The organism is Microbacterium sp. M3 (assembly GCF_033548675.1).
Lineage (GTDB): Bacteria > Actinomycetota > Actinomycetes > Actinomycetales > Microbacteriaceae > Microbacterium > Microbacterium arthrosphaerae.
On sequence record NZ_JAWTZT010000001.1, the window covers coordinates 118,118 to 140,592 of the forward strand.

Below are 22,475 nucleotides of genomic sequence, written 5' to 3' on the forward strand. Positions count from 1 at the left end.
GGCCCCGTCAGCGCGTGATGTCGCGCACCGTGCCCCTGTCGAGACGCAGGCGCCTGCGCGCGCGACGGGCCACGGCCGAGTCGTGTGTGACGACGATGAGCGTGAGCCCCTCCTCGTTCAGCGCCTGCAGCACCTCCAGGATCTCGTCGCGCATGCTCTCGTCCAGATTGCCGGTGGGCTCATCCGCCAGCAGCACACGCGGACGCTTGACGATCGCCCGCGCGATCGCCACACGCTGCTGCTGCCCTCCCGACAGCTCGCCCGGACGGTGGTCGGCGCGATCGGCGAGGCCGACGTGGGTGAGAGCCTCGGTCGCGCGCGCCGTGCGCTCTCCCTTCGCAAGCCCGAGCGGCTCGAGCGCCATGTCGACGTTCTCGTGCGCGGTGAGCGTCGGGATGAGGTTGAAGCCCTGGAACACGAACCCGATCTCGTGCGCCCGGATGCGGCTGAGCTCGCGGTTGCTCGCCGTCGCGATGTCGACATGGCCCAGGCGCACCGCGCCGGAGCTCGGACGGTCCAGCGCGCCGAGCAGCTGCAGCAGCGTGGACTTGCCGCCTCCGGTCGGGCCCTGGATCGTGACGAAGTCGCCCGTCTCGATCGTGAGGTCGACGCCGGCGAGCGCCTTCACGACGCGGCCCTTCTGGGTGTAGGTGCGCGTCACGCCGGCGAGGCGGTAGATCGCGGGGGGCGCGGCATCCGGAACGATGCCTTCAGCGGTCTCTGTCATGGTCATGGTGTGTTCTCCTCTCGTGGAGCGGGATCGGGAAGCTGCGTCGGCGGAGGTGACGTCGGCCATCGGATGCCTCACCCCACCGACCGCAGCGCTTCGGCCGGACTGAGCCGCGCCGCGCGCCATCCGCCGAACGCGCCGGCGACCAGGCCGCCGAGCACCGCGATGCCGACCGCCACGACGATGACCCACAGGGTGACAGGCGCCTGCAGGACGATGTCGGTGGACGACGAGGTCATCGCAGCGCCGAACGGACCACCGCCGCCGCCCGGCAGCGAGCCGCCGCCGGGCATCCCCTCGGTCGACGGTGCGGTGGAGATGGTCGGCGAGATCAGGTTGATCGTGACGATGCCGGCGAGGCCGATCACGATGCCCGCCACGCCGCCGATGACGCCCTGCACGACCGACTCGCCCGCGACCTGTCCGACGACGCGGCCGTTGGACCAGCCGATGGCCTTCAGCGTGCCGAACTCGCGGGTGCGTCGCGAGACGCCCGAGATCGTGAAGAGGACGGCGAGCGCCAGCGCGACGGCGAGCACGATCACCGAGAGCCAGGTGCCCAGGTTGGTGATGAGCGCCGATGCGCTCGAGAGCGAACCCGAGACCGTGGACGCGAGATCCGACTGCGAGCTCACGGTGGCGTCGGGGAGCTCCTCCTGGATGCCCGCCTGCGCGGTGGCGATGGCGTCGGACGAATCGGCCTGGACGTAGATCGTGGACAGGACGTCACCGGCGCCGGAGAGCTCCTGCGCCACCCCGAGCGGGATGTAGACGTTGGCGGCGGTGTCGGCCTCTTCGGACGTCGAGGCGACGATGCCCACGATCTCGAAGTCCTGGCCCCCGACGTCGAGCGTATCTCCCACCGCGAGTTCGGCGGTCGTGGCGTACGTGGCATCGAGCACCGCGACGTACTCCCCGTCGTCGGAGGCCTCGAGGCCGCGGCCATCCGTGAGTTCCACCGCGGAGAGCGGGCCGACCGCGTCAGCGGACGGGTCGATGCCGAGCACGGTGAAGGAGTCGATGTCGAACGAGCCGCCGCCGAACCCGCCGCCCTCGCCCTGCTGCGGCGGCGCCTGCATCACGTCTCCTTCCGTGCCCTCGGCAGGACGCTGCGGCAGTTCGCCCGAGAAGGTGGAGTTGGTGAGGCTGAGGGCCCCGGACGCCGACGCGACCCCGTCGACGCCGGTCACGGTGTCGAGCGACGAGGCTTCGATGGTGCCGCGCATGAAGTCGGTCATCAGCCGGGACTGGCTGAGCTCTGTGGTGCCGTCGTCGGCAGTCTGGCCGCCGTCCTCCTCGAAATCGAACCGCGCGCCGCCGCCCTGACCGGGTTCGGCCTGCGGCCCTGTCACGGTGAGGTCGGTGCCGACCCCGTAGACGGACTCGAGCGCCCGTGCCTGGGCGGCGCTGACGCCGGCGGCCAGCGAATTCACGATCATCACGAGCGCGATGGCGATCGCGAGCCCGGCGGCCACGATGATCGTCTGCTTCTTGCGGCCGGCCAGCTCCCGCCGCAGATAGGTCATGTACATGGGTCTCCTCCCGGCGGCGAGATGCCGGCCGTCGCAGCGACGCTACGAAGGGTCGTGATGGGCGGAGCCAGGAAGAGCTATGGAGACCTTATGAGAACGGATGCGGGGAGCCCCGGCATCCGTCCGCCCCTCGTTCGACCGTCCGCCCCTCTGGTTCGAATCGCGCACTTTGCAGTTCCCATGCGGCCAGAACTGCAAAGTGCGCGATTCGAAAGCAGGAACAGGGCCGGGAATCTCACAGCGGGTGCATAGCGGGCTCCATAGGAAGCCCATAGGAAGCCGTACACAATGGACGCATGACGAACCCCGCTCCCGCCCTGCTGCGACCCGACGGATCGAACCTGCGCGTCCTCGTCGTGGACGACGAGCAGATGCTCACCGACCTGCTGTCGATGGCGCTGCGCATGGAGGGCTGGGAGGTCCGCACCGCCGGCTCCGGATTCGAGGCGCTGCAGACCGCGCGGGAGTTCGAGCCCGACGCCATGGTGCTCGACATCATGATGCCCGACCTCGACGGCATGGCCGTGCTGCAGCGGCTGCGCCAGTCGGGAGACGACGTGCCCGTGCTGTTCCTCACCGCCAAGGACGCGGTGAGCGACCGCGTCGCCGGCCTCACCGCGGGCGGCGACGACTACGTCACGAAGCCGTTCAGCCTCGAAGAGGTGGTCGCCCGGCTCCGTGGGCTGATGCGCCGCGCCGGCACCGCGCATGCCGCGGGCGCCGAGCCGATCCTGCGCGTCGGCGACCTCAGCCTGAACGAGGACAGCCACGAGGTCACCCGCGCCGGCGAGGAGATCGAACTCACCGCCACCGAGTTCGAGCTGCTCCGCTACCTCATGCGCAACCAGCGCCGCGTCGTGTCGAAGGCCCAGATCCTCGACCGCGTCTGGAACTACGACTTCGGCGGACGCTCCAGCGTCGTCGAGCTCTACATCTCGTACCTCCGCAAGAAGATCGACGCGGGCCGCGAGCCCCTCATCCACACCGTGCGCGGCGTCGGCTACATGATCAAGGCGCCGCAGTGACCGACCAGCACACCCGCACACCGGCCTCGGAGGGGACGGATGCCGCGACCGACGATTCCACGCCGGCCGAGGCATCCGTCACCGAGACCGCGACGGGTGACGCACTCCCCCGGCGCGCCCCCTGGACGTTGCAGCGCAAGCTCATCGTCACCGTCGTCGGCATCACGTCGTTCATCATGGTGCTCGTCGCCGTCGCGACCAGCGCGATCCTCGGCCAGGTCGTGGAGCAGCAGCTCGATTCCGAGGTGAAGTCGGCACGCCAGAGCGTCGAGTTCATGCGCGTGCCGATCAGCGCGGGGATGACCGCGGAGGAGATCCTCGAGCAGCAGCCGGCGCCACGTCCGGGCTTCTTCCTCGCCGTCGAGTCGACCATCGGCCAGCCGACCGCGGCCGTGGTCGAGGCCGACGGCGACGTGGTGCCGCTCACCGACGATCAGATCGAGGCGATCGTCGAGAGCATCAAGCAGCAGCAGGGCCAGTTCGTCGTCTCCGTCGACGGCGTCGGCACCTACCGGATCGAGGGAGTCTCGCTGGGGAACGCCTACGCCATCGTCGGCCTCTCTCGTGCGGGCATCAGCGACACCCTCACGCGAATGCTCACCACGATCGGCCTCCTCACCGCCGGCGGGCTGATCCTGCTCGCCGTCGCGACGGCGTGGACGATCCGCCGCGGGCTCGCGCCGCTGCGCGCCGTCGCCGCGACCGCGGAGCGCGTGTCGAAGCAGCAGCTCGACCAGGGCGAGGTGTCGATCGCCGAGCGCGTGCCCGTGCGCGAAGCCGATCCGCGCACCGAGGTCGGTCGCGTGGGCGAGGCGCTCAACACGCTGCTCGACCACGTCGACGAGTCGCTCACCGCCCGTCAGCGCAACGAGGAGCGCATGCGCGCGTTCGTCGCCGACGCGAGCCACGAGCTGCGCACCCCGCTGGCCTCGATCCGCGGCTACTCCGAGCTGTCGCTGAAGGCCCTCGGCCGCGCGTCGCGCCCCGAACCCGGACCGGACGCCATGACCCTCGAGACCACGGAGGCGTCGCTCGAGCGCATCCAGGCGCAGTCGCTGCGCATGACGTCGCTGGTCGAGGACCTGCTGCTGCTCGCCCGCCTCGACGAGGGACAGGAGCTCGTCTACGGCACGGTCGACCTCACCCGCCTCGCCATCGACGCGGTCGGCGACGTCACGCCGACCGGTCCCGGCCACGAGTGGGTGCTCGACGTGGGCGAAGAGCCCGTGCTGATCGCCGGCGACGCCGGACGACTGCACCAGGTCGCCGCGAACCTGCTCGCCAACGCCCGCACGCACACGCCCGAAGGGACGACGGTGACGGTGACCGTGGCGCGCGAGGGCCGCGACGCCGTGCTGCGCGTCCATGACGACGGCCCCGGCATCGACCCGGCGCTGCAGGGCGAGCTGTTCGAGCGGTTCGCGCGCGGCGACCGGTCGCGCGCGCGTCAGACCGGCGGCACCGGCCTCGGGCTCTCGATCGCGCGGGCGATCGTCGACGCCCACGGCGGCAGCATCCGCGTCACGAGCACGCCCGGCGACACGACCTTCGAGGTGCGTCTGCCTGCGCGGCCCACCGACCCGGTCGTGGTCGCGCCGGCCTGAGCGGTCGCGCCCACGCCCGCCGCTCCAGACCGCGAGAGTACAGCTGGTGGACGAGAGGTAGGGAACCCACCTGCATCTCGGCGACCAGCTGTCCTCTCGCGAATCGTGCGAACCGTGCGGGGCGTCGAGGCCGCGCGGCGCGACGGGACGCGTCAGTAGCCGCTGAAGGCGTCGGTCGTGATCGAACGGGCGCGCTCGAGTGCCGGGGCCAGATCGGCGATGAGGGCTGCGGGGCCGGAGATGTAGGCGTGCCGGGACGAGATGTCGGGCACGACCCGCAGCAGCCCGTCCGCGTCGAGCCGCACGCCCTTCGCCCACTCCCAGTGGTCGGGCAGATCCGCCGGGCGGTCGCGCGTGAACACCACGACGCGGGCTCCGGATGCCTCGATCTCGGCGCGGTACGCCAGCTCCGAGGCATCCGACGCCACGTACACGAGCACGATGTCGCGCTCGCGCCCGGCCTCGCGGGCGTGACGCAGCTGCGACACGAACGGCGTCACGCCGATGCCGGCGGCCACCATCAGGATCGGGGCCGCGTCGCGCTTGGGGAGCAGGAAGTCGCCCCACACCCCGGTGATCGCCAGCGCGTCGCCGGGCTGCACCTCGGCGAGGGCCTTCTTGTATGAGCTCAGCGGCTTGGCACTTCCGCCCTCCTTGAAGGCGACCTTGAGCAGTGGCAGGTCCTCGGGCGCCGAGGCGATGCTGAACTCCCGGCGGGTGCCGCGGGCGTCGGGGTGGCGGTGGGGAACCTCGAGCTCGAGGTACTGCCCCGGCAGGAAGGCCAGGCGGTCGTGCACACGGAAGGTGAGCTCCTGCACCGTCGCGGTCGGCGCGGCGCGCGAGACCAGCGTGAGGCGCACCGCGGTGCGGAGGGCGAACGCGAAGGCGACCAGGTTGCCGACGAGGAGCGCGCGCTCCTGACCGAGCGTGATGTCGCCGATCGGGATCGGCCACCCCGCCAGCACGCCGACGACTGTCGCGACGGTCAGCTGCTGCCAGCGGCGCGGCGGAAGGGTGAGGGGCTCCGACAGCATGAACGCGCCGAGGAACAGGAAGGGCGACGACCACAGCACGGGCCACAGCAGGTCGAGCGCCTCGACCTCGAGGCCCGCCGCCTGGTACTGCGATGCCCTGCGGAACACCGCGACGCCCACGGCGATGACGAGGAACACCGCCACGACGCGGAGCTTCTCGGTGCGCACGAGCACCGCGAGGCCGAGCAGGATCACCGGCGCGGCGAGCGCCGGCGTGCCGACCCACCACGAAGAGGCGCCGAGATCGGGCCACGCGAGGCTGAGCAGCGTCAGCACCGTGGCGCCCATGGCGGCCGGATTGAAGATGTGACGGCCGCGCCAGGCCAGCACGTACTTCGACAGCGACGCCACCGCGGCGGCGATCGCGATGCCGAGGAGGCCCGCGAGCTCGACCGTCGGCCGCAGCACGAAGAGCAGGATGTGCGCCGTGATGAGCGAGGACTCCAGACGCCAGGGCAGATGCAGGATGCGCTGGGCCGCGGCATCCACCCCCACGCACACCGCGGCGAGCACGGCGAGCGTCACGACGAGCTGCAGCGGGTCGGGGCCGACGAGGCCGAAGAACGACAGCAGCAGCGAGACGACCGCGAGCGCGGCGAGCGCGAGGTACACCAGGCGGTACATCGACACGCGGCCGAGCACCGCGAAGACACGGTTCCAGAGGGCGGTGAGGGTCCCCATGCGCTCAGACCGGCTGCAGGGGCTCGTGGCGGCCCGCGGACGGGAGGACGCGGATGCCGTCGCCCGGGTGCACGACACCGCCTTCGAGCACGATCGACATCACGCCGGCCAGCCGCACGGTGGCACCGGCGTCGTCGACGTAGACGAGCTCTTTCATCAGTCCCTCCGAGAGGCCGTTGATCTGGGCGCAGGGATTGCGCAGGCCGGTGATCTCGACGACCGCGTCGTCACCGAGGGCGAGGCGCGTGCCGCGGGAGAGCCCGAGCAGGTCGATGCCCGCAGTCGTCACGTTCTCGCCGAGCGCACCCGGGGTCACTTCGTGCCCGCGGCCGGCCATCTCCTCCAGGAGCTCGGCGTGGATCAGGTGCACCTGCCGCAGGTTGGGTGCCGTCGGATCGCGGCGGACGCGAGACAGGTGCTGCACGGTGGCGCCGGCGTGGGCATCGCCCTCGACGCCGAGCCCGGCGATCAGGGTGATGCTCTCGCGCGTCGGCTTGCGGAAGCGATGCGCGTCGTCGCGCGAGACGGCGACGACGTGTCCGGGGAGGGAGTCGGTCACGTTTCCAGGCTATTCGCTCGTGGCCCCGGCGCGGTCCGCCCGACGCCGCCCGCGCGGACGAACAGCTCGGCGGGGCACCCCGGCGACCACTCCACCCGGCCGTCGGTCGTCATGCGCACCCACTCGACGCCCCAGTCGTGGGCGAGGCGCGGGCCGCCGTCGAAGAACAGGGCGGTGGCCGCCGCATCGGCGGTCATGGCGTCGGGCGCGACCGCCCACGTCGCGGCGATCGCCCGCACCGGCTCGCCGGTGCGGGCGTCGAGCACGTGGTGCAGCGTCGTGCCCGTGGCCGAAGGCCAGGACCGCCGGTTGATCGCCGAGGCGCAGAGCGCGGCATCCGTCACCTCCCACACGCCGATCGCACGGCGCGGATCGAACGGATGCTCCAAGCCGATGCGCTGCGGCCGTCCGCGCACGGCGAGGTCGCCGGAGGCGTCGACGACGAGGTCCCCGCGCTCGGTGCGCGCGAGCACATCGAGCACGAGGTCGACCAGACGCCCCTTGCCGAGGGCGCCGACGTCGATGACGGCGGGCCCGCGCAGAGTGAGCGCGCCGTCGTGCCACGTCAGCCGCTTCCGCCAGTCCGCGGGGGCGGCCACCGGGCCGCGATCCCGCAGCGAGTACGCCGCGTCATAGCCGAGCGCCGCGAGCGACGCCCCCACGAGCGGGCTCACCGCACCCTCGGTCGCGTCCGAGATCCCGGCGAGGGCGTCGAGCATCGGCACGGCGTCGCTCGGGCCGGGGATCGAGCCCCCTCCGCGCGCGAGGGCGCTCACGGCGGAATCGACCCGGAATCGCGACCAGGTGCGATCGAAGGCGTCGATCCGGGCGGTCACCGCATCGCGCACCTCGGGCGCGAGCGGGCGCTTCGTGAGGATCTCCCACCCGGTGCCGATCGCGTCGAAACGCCAGGACGCCGCCGCGGCCACGGCCGACTCCTAGTTCGCCGCCTCGGACTTGATCGTCTCGATCGCCTCGTTGAACCCGTTGCTCGTGAGCGACGAGCCGGCGACGCGGCTGACCTGGATCTCGTCGATGTCCTGCCCCACCACGACATCGGCGATGCCGCCGATGAACTGGCTCTGGTACTGCTCGGACTCGCGCTTCTGCGGGTCGCCGGTCACCTCGACGGCGGTGATCACGTCGCCCTCGAGCGTCACGGTGACCGAGATCTGCTCGACGGACTCGGGCGTGGCGTAGGAGCCCTCCGCCGTGTAGGTGCCGTCGGCGTAGGAGCCGGAGCCGGAGCCGCCGGTCGAGCCGGTGTCGGAGGATCCCGACGAGCCGGTGTCGGCGGTGCCCGGCTCCTCGGCCTCCGAGGCGACCGGCGCGCATCCGGCCAGCAGGGCGATGCCGGCCGCCGCCGTGAGGGCGGCGCCGGCGCGGACGGGGCGGGAATCGAGTGCGGTGCGGATCATGACGGTCCTCCTGGCTCGGGTCGGGCTCGTTCCGCTCGTGGTGGCCGTGAGCGGTGACGCGGTGTGCGTCGCTGCGATCCTCGCAACCGCGCCTATGAGTCGCCTTTGAGCGAGCGAGCTGCGGCCGATGAGCGCGGCGACGACGGCGACCGGTGTCGCAGCAGCGCCTTGAGCAGCTCCACGCCGAGGAAGATCGCGATCGAGGCGATCACCGGGACGATCCAGGATGCCGCGGTCAGCGGTCGCGACTCGAACAGCACGTTCATGAACGGCGCGTAGGTGTAGACGAGCTGCAGGACGAGGAGCGCGAGGGCCGACCACCAGATCGCGCGGTTGCCGCGCAGCACGTCGACGGTGAGGCTCGAGCGGGTGAGGAACCGGCAGTTGAAGAGATAGGCGAGCTGCCCGAGCGCCAGCATCAGCACGGCCTCGGTGCGGGCGACGTCGATGTCGGCGCCCGCGGCGACCGAGCCGTAGAACACGCCCATCGCCGCACCCCCGATGAGCAGGGACACCACGAGCACGAAGCCGAGTTCGCCGCGGTCGATGATGGGGCCACCCGTTGCACGGGGCGGCCGGCGCATGATGCCGCGCTCGGCCGGCTCGTAAGCGAGGGCGAGAGAGAGCGTGACCGCGGTCACCATGTTGACCCACAGCACCTGCACGCTCGTCAGCGGCAGCGCCAGCCCGAAGAGCACCGCGACAAGGATCACCAGCGACTGGGCGCCGTTGGTCGGCAACAGGAACACGATCGACTTGCGCAGGTTGTCGTAGATGCGCCGTCCCTCGGCGATGGCGCTGCGGATCGTGGCGAAATTGTCGTCGGCGAGCACGAACTCGGCGGCCTCCTTCGTCGCCTCCGTGCCCTTGATCCCCATGGCGATGCCCACGTCGGCCCGGGTGAGCGCGGGCGCGTCGTTGACCCCGTCGCCGGTCATCGCGACGACCTCGCCGTGCGACTGGAGCGCGCGCACGATGCGGATCTTGTGCTCGGGGCTCGTGCGCGCGTAGACGTCGACGTCGCGCACGACCTCGCGCAGCTGCTCTTGGCTGAGCGCTTCGAGCTCGGCGCCGGTGAGGACATCGGCGTCCGCGGCAGCGAGACCCATCTCGGTCGCGATCGCCAGCGCCGTGCCGGCGTGGTCGCCCGTGATCATCTTCACGCGGATGCCGGCGGTATGGCAGTCGGCGATCGCCGCGACGGCCTCGGGCCGGGGCGGGTCGACGATACCACACAGTCCGATGAACTCGAGGTCGATCAGGTCTTCGAGCGCGAACTCGGCCGTCGTGGCGCGCACGGGTTTGCGGGCGGCGGCCAGCACCCGCAGCCCCTGCGCGCTCAGCGCGGCGACGGCGCGCTCCCACCGCGGCAGGTCGAGCGGCTCGGACCCATCGGCGCCGCGCTGCGTGAGAGAGCGTTCGAGCAGCCGGTCGGGTGCCCCCTTCACGAGGATGGCGCGCGAGACCTCCCCCGCCTCGCCTCCCGAGCGCGCGGCCTCGTTGAGCGTGGCCATGAGCTTGTTCGCCGAATCGAACGGGATCACCGCGACACGGCGTCCGCCGGCGCTGCCGACCCCGCCCTTGATCGCCGCGACCTTGAGCGCGCCCTCAGTCGGCTCGCCCACCAGGCTCCACGCGCCGTCGTCGCCGCGGACGATGTGGGCGTCGTTGCAGAGCGTCGCGATCGCGAGGATCGCCGCGAGGTCGCCCCCGCCGCCGCTCGGCGCGTCGGCGGCCGCGCCCACCTGGTGGATCTCGCCTTCCGGCGTGTAGCCGAGCCCCGTCACCTCGTACTCCGCGAGCGGGGTGACGATGTGCCGCACCGTCATCTCGTTCTTGGTGAGCGTCCCGGTCTTGTCGGAGCACACGGTCGTGACCGAGCCGAGCGCCTCGACCGCGGGGAGCTTGCGCGTGATGGCGTTGTGCCGCGCCATCTGCTGCGCGCCGATCGCCAGCGTGATCGTGACCAGCGCGGGCAGCCCCTCCGGGATCGCGGCCACCGCGAAGCCGATCGCGGCCGAGATCAGCTCGGGGTACGGCATCCCATGCAGGAATCGGCCGATCATCATCATGACGGCGGCCATGCCGAGGATGACCACGGTGAGAACGCGGCCGAAGCCGTCGAGCTGGCGCGTGAGCGGCGTCGCCAGCGAGCCCGCCTCATCGGCGAGGCTCTGGATGCGACCGAGCTCGGTCGTCGGCCCGGTGGCGGTCACGATGCCGCGCCCTTGCCCCGCGCTCACGATCGTGCCCGAGAACGCCATCGAGCGCCGGTCGCCGACGCCGGCGTCCGGGGCAACGGCGTCGGCGGTCTTCGACGACGGCACGGACTCGCCCGTGAGCGCCGCCTCGTCGATGCGCAGCTGGAACGCCTGCAGCAGCCGCAGGTCGGCGGGCACCTTGTCGCCCGGCATCAGCCGCACCACGTCGCCCGGCACGAGGTCGGCGGCCGCGACCGTCACCCACCCGCCGTCGCGCCGCGCACTGGCATCGGACGACAGCATGCCGCGGATGCCGGCCAGTGCCTTCTCGGCCCGCCCCTCCTGGACGTAGCCGATCACGGCATTGATGACGGCGACGACCATGATGACCCAGAAGTCGAGCCAGTCCCCCATGAGCGCCTTGATGACGGCGGCGCCCAGCAGGATGTAGATCAGCGTGTCGTTGAAGTGCGCGAGGAAGCGCACGATCGCGGGCTTGCGGGCGGGTTCCGGCAGGCGGTTCGGGCCGGCGATCTCGAGCCTGGCTGCCGCGTCTGCGGCCCCGAGGCCGCCGGCATCCGCCCCCAGGTGCTCGAGCACCTCATCGGCCGGCATCGCCCACGGACGCGGGACCGTGAGGCGGGCCTCGGTGAGCGGCTGCGTCATGGATGCTCCGTCCTCGAAACCCCCGCCGCAGCCGTCATCGACCCGGTGCCGGCGTCAGGCCGCCCCGTCGAACATGCTGGTGACCGAGCCGTCTTCGAAGACCTCGTGGATCGCGCGCGCCAGCAGCGGTGCGATGGGCAGGATCGTCAGGCTCGGGAACCGCTTCTCGTCGGGGATCGGCACCGTGTCGGTCACGACGACCTCGTCGATCGCGGGGCTCTGCAGGCGCTGCGCGGCGGGATCGCTGAAGATCGCGTGCGTCGCGGCGACGATGACCTTGACGGCGCCGTTGGCCTTGAGGGCCTCGGCGGCCTTCACGATCGTGCCGCCGGTGTCGATCATGTCGTCGACGAGCAGGCACACCCGGCCTTCGACGGCACCGACGATCTCGTTGACCGTGACCTGGTTCGCGACGTTCGGGTCGCGGCGCTTGTGGATGATGGCCAGCGGCGCGCCGAGGCTGTCGGACCACGTGTCGGCCACGCGCACACGACCGGTGTCGGGCGAGACGACGGTCAGTCGCTCGCGGTCCTCCGCGCTGAGGGTGTTCTCGAAGTACTCCAGCAGCACGGGCTTCGCGAAGAGGTGGTCGACGGGTCCGTCGAAGAAGCCCTGGATCTGCGCGGCGTGCAGGTCGACGCTCATGACGCGGTCGGCGCCGGCGGTCTTGAACAGGTCGGCGACGAGGCGCGCGCTGATCGGCTCGCGGCCACGGCCCTTCTTGTCCTGACGGGAGTAGGGGAAGTACGGGGCGACGACGGTGATGCGCTTCGCCGACGCACGCTTGGCGGCGTCGAGCATGATGAGGGTCTCCATCATCCACTCGTTCACCGGCGGGCCGAAGCTCTGGATGAGGAAGAGGTCGCAGCCGCGGATCGACACCTCGAACCGCGTGAGGATCTCCCCCGACGCGAAGGTGCGGTACTCGGTCGGCACGAGCTCCGTGCTCAGCTGCGCGGCGACCTCGGCGGCGAGCTCGGGGTGCGAGCTTCCTCGTGCGACGACGAGGCGCTTCTTCGTCTTGGCGACGAGGCCGGGGGCGATGTCGTTCGCCCGGTCGAGCTCAACGGTCTTCTTCTTGCGCGCCATCGTCCGCCTTCTGTGCGCTGCGGGCCCGGGATGCGACATCCGCCGCACCGGTGCCCGGCCTGTTCTTCTCGACCCACCCCTCGACGTTGCGCTGAGGGGCGACGCTGAGAGCCAGAGCGCCGGCCGGCACATCCTTGCGGATGACCGCCCCGGCCCCGGTCTTCGCGCCGTCTCCGATCCTAACGGGCGCCACGAAGACGTTGTGCGACCCGGAGTGCACCTCGTCGCCGATCTCGGTGCGGTGCTTGGCGATGTCGTCGTAGTTCGCGGTGATGGCCCCGGCGCCGAGATTCACGCGACGGCCGATGGTGGTGTCGCCGATGTACGAGAGGTGCGGCACCTTGCTGCCCTCGCCGATCGTGGAGTTCTTCGTCTCGACGAAGGTGCCGATCTTGCCCTTCTCGCCCAGGTAGGTGCCCGGGCGCAGGTAGGCGAAGGGGCCGACGGTGGCGTTCGCTCCGATGACGGCCAGCGTCGCGTCGGTGCGGGTGACGGTGGCGTCCTCCCCGACCTCGCAGTCGACCAGGCTCGTGTCGGGGCCGACGGTCGCGCCGGTCGCGATCACCGTGGCGCGCAGGATGTGGGTGTTCGGCAGCACCGTCACATCGGCGGCGAGCTTCGCGGTGACATCGATCCAGGTCGTCGCGGGGTCGAGGATGGTCGCGCCCTCGAGCTGCCAGTGACGCACGGTGCGCGCGTTCAGCAGCCGCGCGGCCTCGGCCAGCTGGACGCGGTCGTTCACGCCGAGGGCGGCCGCGGCATCCGGTGCCGTCTGCGCCGCCACCGCCTGACCCGACCCGCGCAGCAGCGCGACCACGTCGGTCAGGTACTTCTCGCCCTGCGCGTTCGCCGTGCCCACGAGCGCCAGCTCGGTGCGGAGGGCCTGCGCGCGGAACACGTAGACGCCGGCATTGATCTCGGTGACGGATGCCTCGTCCGGCGTCGCGTCCTTCTGCTCGACGATGCGCGCCACGGCGCCGTCGGCGTCGCGGATCACGCGACCGTACCCGGTCGCATCGTCGAGGGTCGCGCTCAGCACGGTCGCGGCGACCGCACCGTCGCGGTGGGTGCGGACGAGGGCCGCCAGGGTGTCGGACTCGAGGAGCGGCACGTCGCCGCTCAGGACGAGCACGTCGCCGGCGAAGTCCTCGAGGGCGTCGAGGGCCACCTCGACCGCGCGGCCCGTGCCGGGGATGTCGTCCTGGTCGACGACGACCACGCCCGGCGCCGCGCCGACCACGGCGTCGGCGACGAGGTCGCGCTCGTGCCGCACCACGACGACGACGCGCTCCGGCTCGAGGGCGAGCGCCGTGTCGAGCACGTGACCGACGAGCGGGCGGCCGCCGATGCGGTGCAGCACCTTGGGCAGCGAGGACTTCATGCGCGTGCCTTGTCCTGCGGCCAGGACGATGACGGCGAGAGCGTTGTCGCGGGTGGTGTCGGTCATGCTCCGCCGCCAGGACTCGAACCTGGACCTCACAGCTCCAAAGGCTGTCGTGCTGCCACTACACCACGGCGGACCGCCGCGCCCGGGCCTGGGCGCCGCCCGTCAAGTCTGCCAGACCACTGCGCGGCCGATTCCCGGTGCGCCCTTGCTCCCGCCTCTCTCCTCCACTCTGCTTCGTCGAGATCGTGCGTACTCGGCGAACCTCCCCGTTATCGGCGCCGACAGCGTGCTGTCTCGCCGAGATGGTGGCATCTCGGCGGAGAAGAGGAGCCCCGGCGCGCACGGGATGCCGCACGCGTGGCCGGATAATGGGGGGCATGACGGCGCAGAGCGACGAGGTGGACCGCATCGTCGAGGCGTGGACGACGCAGCGCCCCGACCTCGACTTCTCGCCGCTCGGCGTGCTCTCACGCGTCGACCGGCTCTCGCGCCACCTCGACCGGGCTCGCCGCGACGCCTTCCGCCGGAGCGACCTCGAGCCCTGGGAGTGGGACGTGCTGTCGGCGCTGCGACGCGCGGGCGAGCCCTTCCAGCTGAGCCCCAAGCAGCTGCTGCAGCAGACGCTGGTGTCGAGCGGCACCATGACCAACCGCATCGACAGGCTCGTCGCGCGCCGCCTGGTGCGTCGCGAGTCCGATCCCGACGACGGCCGCAGCGTGCTGGTCACGCTCACCGACGACGGGAGGATCCGGGTGGATGCCGCGATCACCCGACTCGTCGACGCCGAGGCGGTCCTCCTCGAGTCGCTCTCGCGCCCCGACCGGGACCGCCTGGCGGCGCTGCTGCGCAAACTCAGCCTCGGCTTCGACGCCTGACCCGGACGCCCCGGTTCACACCACGCGCGGACCCGCCGGGGCGCCGCCCGCGGGCGGGCCCCACCGCGAGGGGTTCGTCGCGATGGGGCGCCCGGGCGCCGGCAGCCGGTCGGGCCTATCGCAGCGCCCGCCGCCTGCGGACGACCAGGACGAGGGCCCCGAGCAGCAGCACGACGAGCGCCACGGCGAGTGCGGGCCACGCATCGACACCGGTGAAGGGAAGCGCGGTCACGCCTGCCGCCGACGGCTGCGAGATGGTGAACGGCGCCGACATCACCGACAGCCCCGACGCGCCGATCGCTTCGAGGCGGTGAGTGCCCGGGTCCGCGCCGCGGGGCACCGCCAGCACGCCGGAGACCGTGCCGTCGGCACCGGCCGTGAGCACCTCCGTCAGGGCCAGCGGGTCGGAGTGCAGGACGAACCGCACCTCCTCACCCGGCTGGAATCCGGTGAACGCGACCTGCATGCGCCCACCGGGCGCCAGCGCCCAGCCCGGCGCCGCGGTCACGCTGCCGCTCGGCTCCACCTCTCCGCCGTCACCGGCCGGCTGACCGCCGCCCGGCTGGCCGCCGCCCGGCTCGCCCTCGCCGGGGTCGCCGCCCCCCGGCTCACCTTCGCCAGGGTCGCCGCCGCCCGGCTCGCCACCCCCCGGGTGGGTCTGACCCGGCACGGTCGTGAAGGTGCGGACGGGCGAGTACTCGACGCCCCCGTGGGGTCCTTCTGCGATGACGTACCAGCCGTGCTCGCCCTCGGCGAGACCCGCCCAGGTCACCGTCGCGGGCGCGCCGGACGTCGCGCCCGCGACGCCGCCGATCTCGTGCGCGGTGAGGATCTCGGCGCGGAAGGAGTCCGTGGCGAGCGTCTTGGCCTGCGGCGCGATGCCGACCGCGGCGTACGGGATCTCGAACTCCTGCATGCCCGGCGGGTCGTTCAGCGACGCGTCGTCGGAGTCGAAGTCGTCGAGCGACGGCGAGTACGTGCGGAGGACGATGCGGCCGCCGTCGTTGTCGAAGTGCGCCAGACGCAGGTACCCCTGGCCGCCTTCCGGCAGCCCCTGGTAGTCGAAGAGCATCGAGTAGACCGTGCGGTCGGCGGTGCCGTCGCCGTCGTCGTCGAAGTCGTCGGTGCGCGTGTAGGCATCGTGGTAGTGCCCCGAGCTCACCGCGAACACGTTCGGGTTGGTGGCCACGACCTCGTCGAAGACGCGCTGCGGGAAGGGCCCGAGACCGCCCGTGGTCAGCATGTACTCGTGCAGGTTGAGCCAGACCTTGCGCTCGGGGTGCTGCCGGATCACCTCGTTCATCCAGGCGATGTCCTCGGTGTTGGAGGCCTCGTCGTTCGGCGTGGGCCAGCCCATGTAGAGGAAGAGGAAGTCGACGCCGCCGACCGAGACGAGGTCGTAGTGTCCGCGGTTGTCCTTGTACGAGCCGCCGTACCAGGGGTTGCCGGCGAAGCGCGCCTCGCCGAAGAACTGCGAGTACTGCGTGTAGTCGGCGGCGAACCCGCCCACGTCGTGGTTGCCGGCGAGCACACCGTACGGCAGCGATGCGTCGTCGAGCATGCGGTAGGCGGCATCCGCGTTCGCCCACTGGTGCGGCTGCGTGTGCACGTTGACGATGTCGCCGTTGTGGATGAGGTACTGCAGGTTGAGGTTCTCGCGCTGCGCCAGCAGGAACTCGTGGATCGCGAGCTGGTGCGGGTAGTATCCCTCGGTCTCGTTGTAGTACTGCGTGTCGGATTCGACGCCCACGGTGAAGTCGAACGCGCCGCGCGGTGTCGCCTCCGCGTGATACGGCTCGACCGCGCTGTCGCGAGACGAGAGGTCGGTCGCAGCGAAGCCCTCCGAATGCTGCACGAGAAGGGTGAGCGCCCCGTCGGCGGCGTGCCCGTCGACCGGGATGAGCGCCTCGAGCGTGAACTCGGTCGCTGCTCCGTCGGTCGTCAGCACCTGGTCGACCTGCTCCCACGCCCCGCCGACGGTGCGCGCGTACAGGGTCACCTTGGCGTCCGCGTTCGCGCGGCCGCGCCAGTCGACGCGGGCGAGCGCGCCCGACCCGGCCTCCGCGGGGACGGCCACCGTGAACAGCTGGTACGGCAGGGCGGTCTCGCTCGTCGTCTCGACATCCACCCCGTCGGTGCCCAGCAGCTTCGCGAGGTCGTCGGCGCCGAGCGCCGCTCCCCCGCTGCGATCGGCCGTGCGCGAGTCGGTCACCGTGCCGGCGCTCACCGTCACGCCCGCGTCGCCCGGGGCGAAGCCGAAGCCCTCGCGGAAGCTCAGATCCAGCGCGTCCGACTCGGGGGACGTCGGCGTAGCCGTGAGATCCGCGCTGTCGCCCTCGACGATCTGCCCGTCCACGGGGCCGTCGAGTCGGATGCCGGGCCGCTCGTCCGCCGTCTCGAACCGCACTGTGCGGGTCGAGGTGTTGCCGACCACGTCGACCGCGGTGAACTCGGCGACATGCTCCCCCGGCTCGAGCGCGAGGGACGAGGTGGCCAGCGGAAGCGCGACCGGATCACCGTCCAGGAGCGCGGAGAGCGACTCGAGTCCCGCTCCGGCGTCGGTCGCCGACGCGTCCACGGCGAAGTGGCCGCGGTAACGCTGCCCCTCCACGAGCGTGCTCTCGATCACCGGAGCCGTGTTGTCGACCTGCACCGTGCGCGAGGCGACCGACTCCCCCGCCGTGGCCGCGACGACGTGCGCGCCGTCGGTCTCGCCCGTCGTGTCCCACACGCCGGACATCGAGGTGAAGGCGTCGTCGGGGATGGTGAACGTCGCGAGGAACGAGACGAGGTTCGCGTCGGAGTACGCGATGCGCGCGTCGGGGGCGGGGCAGTCGACGAATGCCGGGGCGGTGACCACGCCCGCCTGCTCCTTGGTCGTCGCGCAGTGGTCGGGCCGCAGAACGCGGCCGTCGGGCAGTGCGAGGCGCAGGTTCATGGTCGTGAAGTCGTCGTTGTTCTCGTTGACGTCTGCGTCGGGCCAGGCCTTGGTGCCAGCGGCGATCGTGAGCGTGAGCTGCTCGCCGGGCACGACCTTATCGACCGGCACCGTCGCGTCGACGGTGACGATGCGGGAGTAGTAGCCCTCGTCGAAGATCCGCAGCACCTCGTCGCCGAGCTTCACGCCGTTGCGGAAGAACGCATCGGTATTCGTCGCCTCGAAGGCGAACACCGGGCCGGTCTCGAGCGAGGGAGCGGCGTCGGCGACCTCCACGCCGTCGACCGTGAGGGCGATGTCGGCGCCCGGCTGGTCGGCGGTCGCGGAGACGCGCACTGCGCCGCCGACGAACTGGCCCTTCACGAGGTTCAGGCGCACCGGGTCCGGGTCGCCCGCGATCAGGTCCACCCGGACGGGGCCGAACTCCGACTCCTGTGCGCCGTCGCTCGCGACCACCGTGTACTCGATCCAGCGCTTGCCGAAGAGGTCGGCCGCCGGCACCGAGTAGTGGTAGCGGTTCGCCGCCTCGAAGACGAGGCCGCGCTCCTCGGTGCCGCCGAGGTTGTCGGTCATCCGCAGCGTCACCGTGCGCACGAGGACGTCGTCGGTGACGTCGAACCCGAGATCCAGGTCGGGCGTGTCCGGCACGTCCGAGGTTCCGGTGAGGTCCGTGATGGCCGGTGCGGCACCGGCGTCGGGAGCGGCGACGAACGCGGCCGGCACCTGGTCGGTGCCGACCGAGCCGGGGGTCGGCGACGCCAGACGGATCATGGTCTGCACCGCGCCGTCGGTCACCGCCGGGGCCCACAGTGCCGCCGCGGAGGGGTTCCAGCCGTACTGGATCGCGGTGGAGGCCGTGGTCTGATCGTCGGCGAAGTAGTACGCGCGGCTGATGTCGTGACCGGTGTTCGTGCGCACCTGGATGCCGCGCGAGCCGCCGTTGGCCATGCCGCCGTTGAACAGCTCGACGATGTCGTCGCCGAGCACCAGATCGGTGCCGAACGCCTCGTTGAAGTCGGCGACCGTCAGCCCCGCGGCGATCCCGGCGGGGTTCTTCACCCAGAGCACGAGCGTGCCGCCCGCCTCGATCGTCACCGCGGCGGGCTCGGCCGGCCACAGCGTCGAGCTCAGCGTGACGGGACCCGAGAGCGCGTTGTCGGTGTAGAGGTACGACAGCGTGTAGTCGCGGAAGTCGATCGACGCGTCGGAGGCGTTGTAGACCTCGATGAACTCGAAGGCGTCGCCCCCGCCGATGTTCGCGGTGTCGGGGGCCATCTCCGTGATCTGCAGGAGCGGCGCGTTCAGCCCGGGGTCGGTCTGACGGACCAGCGCGCTCGTCACCTGCGCGGGCGTGACCGTGCCGGGGGTCACCGCGACGGCCGGTCCCGCCTCCAGCAGCACCGCCTCAACCCCGCCGATGACCTCGGGCACGGCGAACTGCGCGTTCCAGTTCGCGGCGGGATCCGCGTCGGCCGGCGCCCACGCGCGACTCAGGGTGCGCGTCGCATCGACGAGGCTGAAGCCGCGGTCGCCGGCGTTGGCGATGCCCGCCTGCGGACCGAAGCGATAGACCGGCACGTCGGCGGCCGCCCCGACCGCGGTGCGGAACTGGTCCTTGGTGAGCGCGAGCTGCTGCGAGCCCGCTGCGTAGTTCAGCCAGAACAGCGCCGAGGCGCCGGCGGGCACCACGACCGGTGCGTCGGCTTCGCCGTCGACGTGGATCACCGGCTGCGGCGTCCCCTCGTTCCACCGGCTCGTGTGGTAGCGCAGTCCGATGCCCGCCGCGGTGAGGTCGATCGGCGCGGTCGTGGTGTTCGTGACCTCGACGAACTCGTAGAGGTCGGCGCCGGGATTGTCGCCGTGGATCTCGGTGATCACCAGCGGGAAGTAGTAGCCCGCGTTGCCGTCCGCTCCCGCACCGGGCGTCGCGGGCTCCCCCGGGTCGGTCGGCTCGGGCTCGCTCGGGGGCTCGGCCCGCACGAGCTGCTCGGGCAGCACGGTGCCCGGGCTCGGCGCGGCGGCCGTGGGCGCAGTGAGCACGACGCCGGCCGCCGGCAGGCGGAAGTGGTCCGATACCCCCTTCGCCGCCGCCGGGCGGCTGTAGTCCGAGCCCGAGACGAGTGTGACCCCGTCGCCCTCGTACAGCCGCAGCGAGCGGGCGCCGGAGTTGGCGAATCCGGCCTGGCCGGTGACGTGGAACAGGGGGTAGCTCGATGCCGCATCGCCGTAGTGCGCGCGGAAGTCGGCGTCGGTCAGCTGCCACTGCTCGACGGCGGCGTCTCCGCTGCCGACGGCGTAGCGCAGCCAGAACACGACGGTGCCCTCGGCGGGGATGATCACGTCCTCGAGCGCGGTGGTGGTGCCGGTCTGGACCGCCTCGATGAAGCCCCCGCCGTTGTACTGCAGCCGGTAGTCGGCGAAGTCGACCGGCTCAGGCGTGGTGTTGCGCACCTCGAAGAACTCGAAGTAGTCCTGGTCGCCCGGCGTGCCCGCGTTGTCCTGCATCACTTCGGTGACGATCAGCGCCGGGAGCGGCTCTGCCGCAGCGGCAGGGGCGGCGACGCCCACGCCGGTGACGGCGATGGCAGCGGCGGCGAGCGAGGCGACGGCGGCGCGGGACCGCGAGAGGACACGAGGATTCACGAGGATCGAGCACACCCAGCGCGGGTGTCTCGAACGCGTACGGCCGGTGAACGGCGGCCGACTCGCGGGCGTCCGCCCGCCGTCGCGGGCTCAGCCGAGCTGCTCGGTGAGCTCGAACCAGCGCTCCTCGACGCCGTCGCGCTCCTTCTCAAGCTCGCCGATGCGCGCCATCTCGGCGCCGAGGCCGACGTAGTCGGACTGGTCGTGGTCGGCCAGTGCGGTGCGCGCGGCGGCGATCTGCGCCTCGAGCTTCTCCAGGCGCCGCTCGAGGGCGGTCACCTCCTTCTGCGCGGCGCGCAACTCGGCGCCTGCGAGGGCGGGCGTCGCGGAGGGGGTGGATGATCTCGATACACCTCGTTCCTCGGCACTCGATCCGGCGGCCGGGGCCCCGGCATCCGTCGCCTTCGACGTCGCGGGACCCGCGGAGCGCTCGCGCTCGCGCAGGCGCAGGTACTCGTCGACGCCGCCCGGGAGGTGGCGGAGGTGCCCGCCGAGGATCGCGAACTGCTGGTCGGTGACGCGCTCGATGAAGTAGCGGTCGTGCGAGACGACGAGGAGGGTGCCGGGCCACGAGTCGAGCAGGTCCTCGATCGCAGCGAGCATGTCGGTGTCGAGGTCGTTGGTGGGCTCGTCGAGGATCAGGACGTTCGGCTGCTCGAGGAGGATCAGCAGCAGCTGGAGGCGGCGCTTCTGGCCTCCGGACAGATCCTTGACCGGCGTCGACAGCTGCGCGCTCTGAAAGCCCATGCTCTCCAGGAGCTGCCCCGGGGTGAGCTCCTGCGCCTTCGAGCCCGCGCCGAAGGTGTAGGTCGTGCGCAGACGCGAGATGACGACGCGGACCGGGTCGTCGAGGTGCTCTTCCAGCTCGTCGAGCCGCTGCGTGAGGGTGGCGACCTTGACCGTCTTGCCGCGCTTCACACGGCCCGCGGTCGGCTCGACGTCACCCGAGACGAGGCCGAGCAGCGTCGACTTGCCGGCGCCGTTCACGCCGAGGATGCCGGTGCGCTCACCGGGCGCGATCCGCCACTCGACGGGGTGGAGCACCTCGCGCGCAGCTCCGGTGGCCGCATCGGGGTACGACACCGCGGCATCGAGGAGGTCGACGACGTCCTTGCCCAGGCGCGAGACGGCCAGCGAGCGCAGCTCGGTGGCGTCGCGGATCTCGGGCACGTCGGCGATGAGCACGTTGGCGGCGTCGATGCGGAACTTGGGCTTCGACGTGCGCGCGGGCGCGCCGCGGCGCAGCCACGCGAGCTCCTTGCGGGCCAGGTTCTGGCGGCGCTGCTCGATCACGGCCGCCTGACGGTCGCGCTCGACGCGCTGCAGGATGTACGCCGCATAGCCGCCCTCGAACGGCTCGACGATGCGGTCGTGCACCTCCCATGTGGTGTTGCACACCTCGTCGAGGAACCAGCGGTCGTGCGTCACGACGAGGAGTCCGCCCTGATTCGCCGGCCACCGCCGCTTGACGTGCTCGGCGAGCCACGCGATCGCCTCGACGTCGAGGTGGTTCGTGGGCTCGTCGAGGAAGAGCACGTCATGGTCGCCGACGAGCAGCGCGGCGAGCGACACGCGTCGGCGCTGACCACCGGACAGGCCGGCGACGGGGCCGTCCCACGCGAGGTCGCCGAGGAGCCCGGCGATGACGTCTCGCGTGCGCGCGTCGCCGGCCCACTCGTGATCGGGGCGGTCGCCGACGACCGCCTCGCGGATCGTGAGGGAGTCGTCGAGCGTGTCGGCCTGGTCCAGCACGCCGACCCGCACACCGCCCCGGACGGTCACGCGACCGCCGTCGGGCTCGAGCCGCCCGGCCAGCATCGCCAGCAGGCTGGACTTGCCGTCGCCGTTGCGGCCGACGACGCCGATGCGGTCGCCCTCGTCGATGCCGAGCGACACCCGCTCGAAGACGACCTTGGTCGGGAACTCCAGGTGCAGGGCCTCGGCCCCCAGAAGATGTGCCATGTCCCTTCAAGGCTAGGCGACGGGCCACCACACCCGGCGTCACACTGCGGTGGCGCGGAACCGGACAGGTTAGGCTAGCCATACCTTGCACGTGCGCCGGCGACTCTCCCCGCACCGGCGCGTCAGGAGAA

Annotated in this window: 14 protein-coding genes and 1 tRNA gene; 3 read left to right on the forward strand and 12 right to left on the reverse strand. The window is 71.8% G+C overall.

The features are described from left to right. Positions 1–7: 7 nt before the first annotated feature. Positions 8–733, reverse strand: a complete 726-nt coding sequence (locus tag R8Z57_RS00580; protein ID WP_318351819.1) for an ABC transporter ATP-binding protein — start codon at positions 731–733, stop codon at positions 8–10. 71 nt (positions 734–804) lie between these two features. Further along, a complete protein-coding gene (locus R8Z57_RS00585) occupies positions 805–2,262 on the reverse strand; it encodes an ABC transporter permease (protein WP_318351820.1) in 1,458 nt (485 codons plus the stop codon). Between the two features lie 296 nt (positions 2,263–2,558). Between R8Z57_RS00585 and R8Z57_RS00590 the strand changes: the two genes are divergently transcribed. Beyond that, positions 2,559–3,287 carry a response regulator transcription factor gene (locus tag R8Z57_RS00590; protein ID WP_318351821.1) on the forward strand — a complete coding sequence of 243 codons (729 nt, stop codon included), beginning with the start codon at positions 2,559–2,561 and terminating at the stop codon, positions 3,285–3,287. After that, on the forward strand, positions 3,284–4,891 hold the full coding sequence (locus tag R8Z57_RS00595) for a sensor histidine kinase (RefSeq protein ID WP_378723172.1): 1,608 nt from the start codon (positions 3,284–3,286) through the stop codon (positions 4,889–4,891). The genes R8Z57_RS00590 and R8Z57_RS00595 overlap by 4 nt, the downstream gene beginning before the upstream one ends. Positions 4,892–5,043: 152 nt before the next feature. On the opposite strand, the gene R8Z57_RS00600 is transcribed toward R8Z57_RS00595, so the two are convergent. The 8 genes from R8Z57_RS00600 to R8Z57_RS00635 form a co-directional block, all read right to left on the reverse strand. Next, positions 5,044–6,606 (reverse strand): flavodoxin reductase, encoded by a 1,563-nt coding sequence (locus R8Z57_RS00600; protein WP_318351822.1) that lies wholly within the window; start codon positions 6,604–6,606, stop codon positions 5,044–5,046. Between the two features lie 4 nt (positions 6,607–6,610). Continuing rightward, the gene (locus tag R8Z57_RS00605; RefSeq protein WP_318351823.1) at positions 6,611–7,165 is read right to left on the reverse strand and encodes an MOSC domain-containing protein; all 555 of its coding nucleotides are present in this window, start codon (positions 7,163–7,165) and stop codon (positions 6,611–6,613) included. Next, positions 7,162–8,094 carry an FAD:protein FMN transferase gene (locus tag R8Z57_RS00610; RefSeq protein WP_318351824.1) on the reverse strand — a complete coding sequence of 311 codons (933 nt, stop codon included), beginning with the start codon at positions 8,092–8,094 and terminating at the stop codon, positions 7,162–7,164. Before R8Z57_RS00610 ends, R8Z57_RS00605 begins: the two co-directional genes overlap by 4 nt. A 9-nt stretch (positions 8,095–8,103) precedes the next feature. Next, on the reverse strand, positions 8,104–8,583 hold the full coding sequence (locus R8Z57_RS00615) for an FMN-binding protein (protein ID WP_318351825.1): 480 nt from the start codon (positions 8,581–8,583) through the stop codon (positions 8,104–8,106). Positions 8,584–8,675: 92 nt separating this feature from the next. Continuing rightward, positions 8,676–11,450 (reverse strand): HAD-IC family P-type ATPase, encoded by a 2,775-nt coding sequence (locus R8Z57_RS00620; RefSeq protein WP_318351826.1) that lies wholly within the window; start codon positions 11,448–11,450, stop codon positions 8,676–8,678. A gap of 54 nt (positions 11,451–11,504) precedes the next feature. Continuing rightward, positions 11,505–12,539, reverse strand: a complete 1,035-nt coding sequence (locus tag R8Z57_RS00625) for a ribose-phosphate diphosphokinase (protein ID WP_318351827.1) — start codon at positions 12,537–12,539, stop codon at positions 11,505–11,507. Continuing rightward, the gene (gene glmU / locus R8Z57_RS00630) at positions 12,514–13,986 is read right to left on the reverse strand and encodes a bifunctional UDP-N-acetylglucosamine diphosphorylase/glucosamine-1-phosphate N-acetyltransferase GlmU (protein WP_318351828.1); all 1,473 of its coding nucleotides are present in this window, start codon (positions 13,984–13,986) and stop codon (positions 12,514–12,516) included. The genes R8Z57_RS00625 and glmU overlap by 26 nt, the downstream gene beginning before the upstream one ends. Before the next feature lies 1 nt (position 13,987). Then, positions 13,988–14,059: transfer RNA gene (locus R8Z57_RS00635), tRNA-Gln, on the reverse strand. Between the two features lie 244 nt (positions 14,060–14,303). Here R8Z57_RS00635 and R8Z57_RS00640 point away from each other — a divergent pair. Further along, positions 14,304–14,801, forward strand: coding sequence for a MarR family winged helix-turn-helix transcriptional regulator (locus R8Z57_RS00640; RefSeq protein WP_318351829.1), 498 nt, complete (start codon positions 14,304–14,306; stop codon positions 14,799–14,801). A 115-nt stretch (positions 14,802–14,916) separates the two neighbouring features. Here R8Z57_RS00640 and R8Z57_RS00645 read toward each other — a convergent pair whose 3' ends face one another. Further along, a complete protein-coding gene (locus R8Z57_RS00645) occupies positions 14,917–20,382 on the reverse strand; it encodes a cell wall protein (protein WP_318351830.1) in 5,466 nt (1,821 codons plus the stop codon). A 90-nt stretch (positions 20,383–20,472) separates the two neighbouring features. Next, the gene (locus tag R8Z57_RS00650) at positions 20,473–22,344 is read right to left on the reverse strand and encodes an ABC-F family ATP-binding cassette domain-containing protein (protein WP_318351831.1); all 1,872 of its coding nucleotides are present in this window, start codon (positions 22,342–22,344) and stop codon (positions 20,473–20,475) included. Between the last annotated feature and the right edge of the window lie 131 nt (positions 22,345–22,475).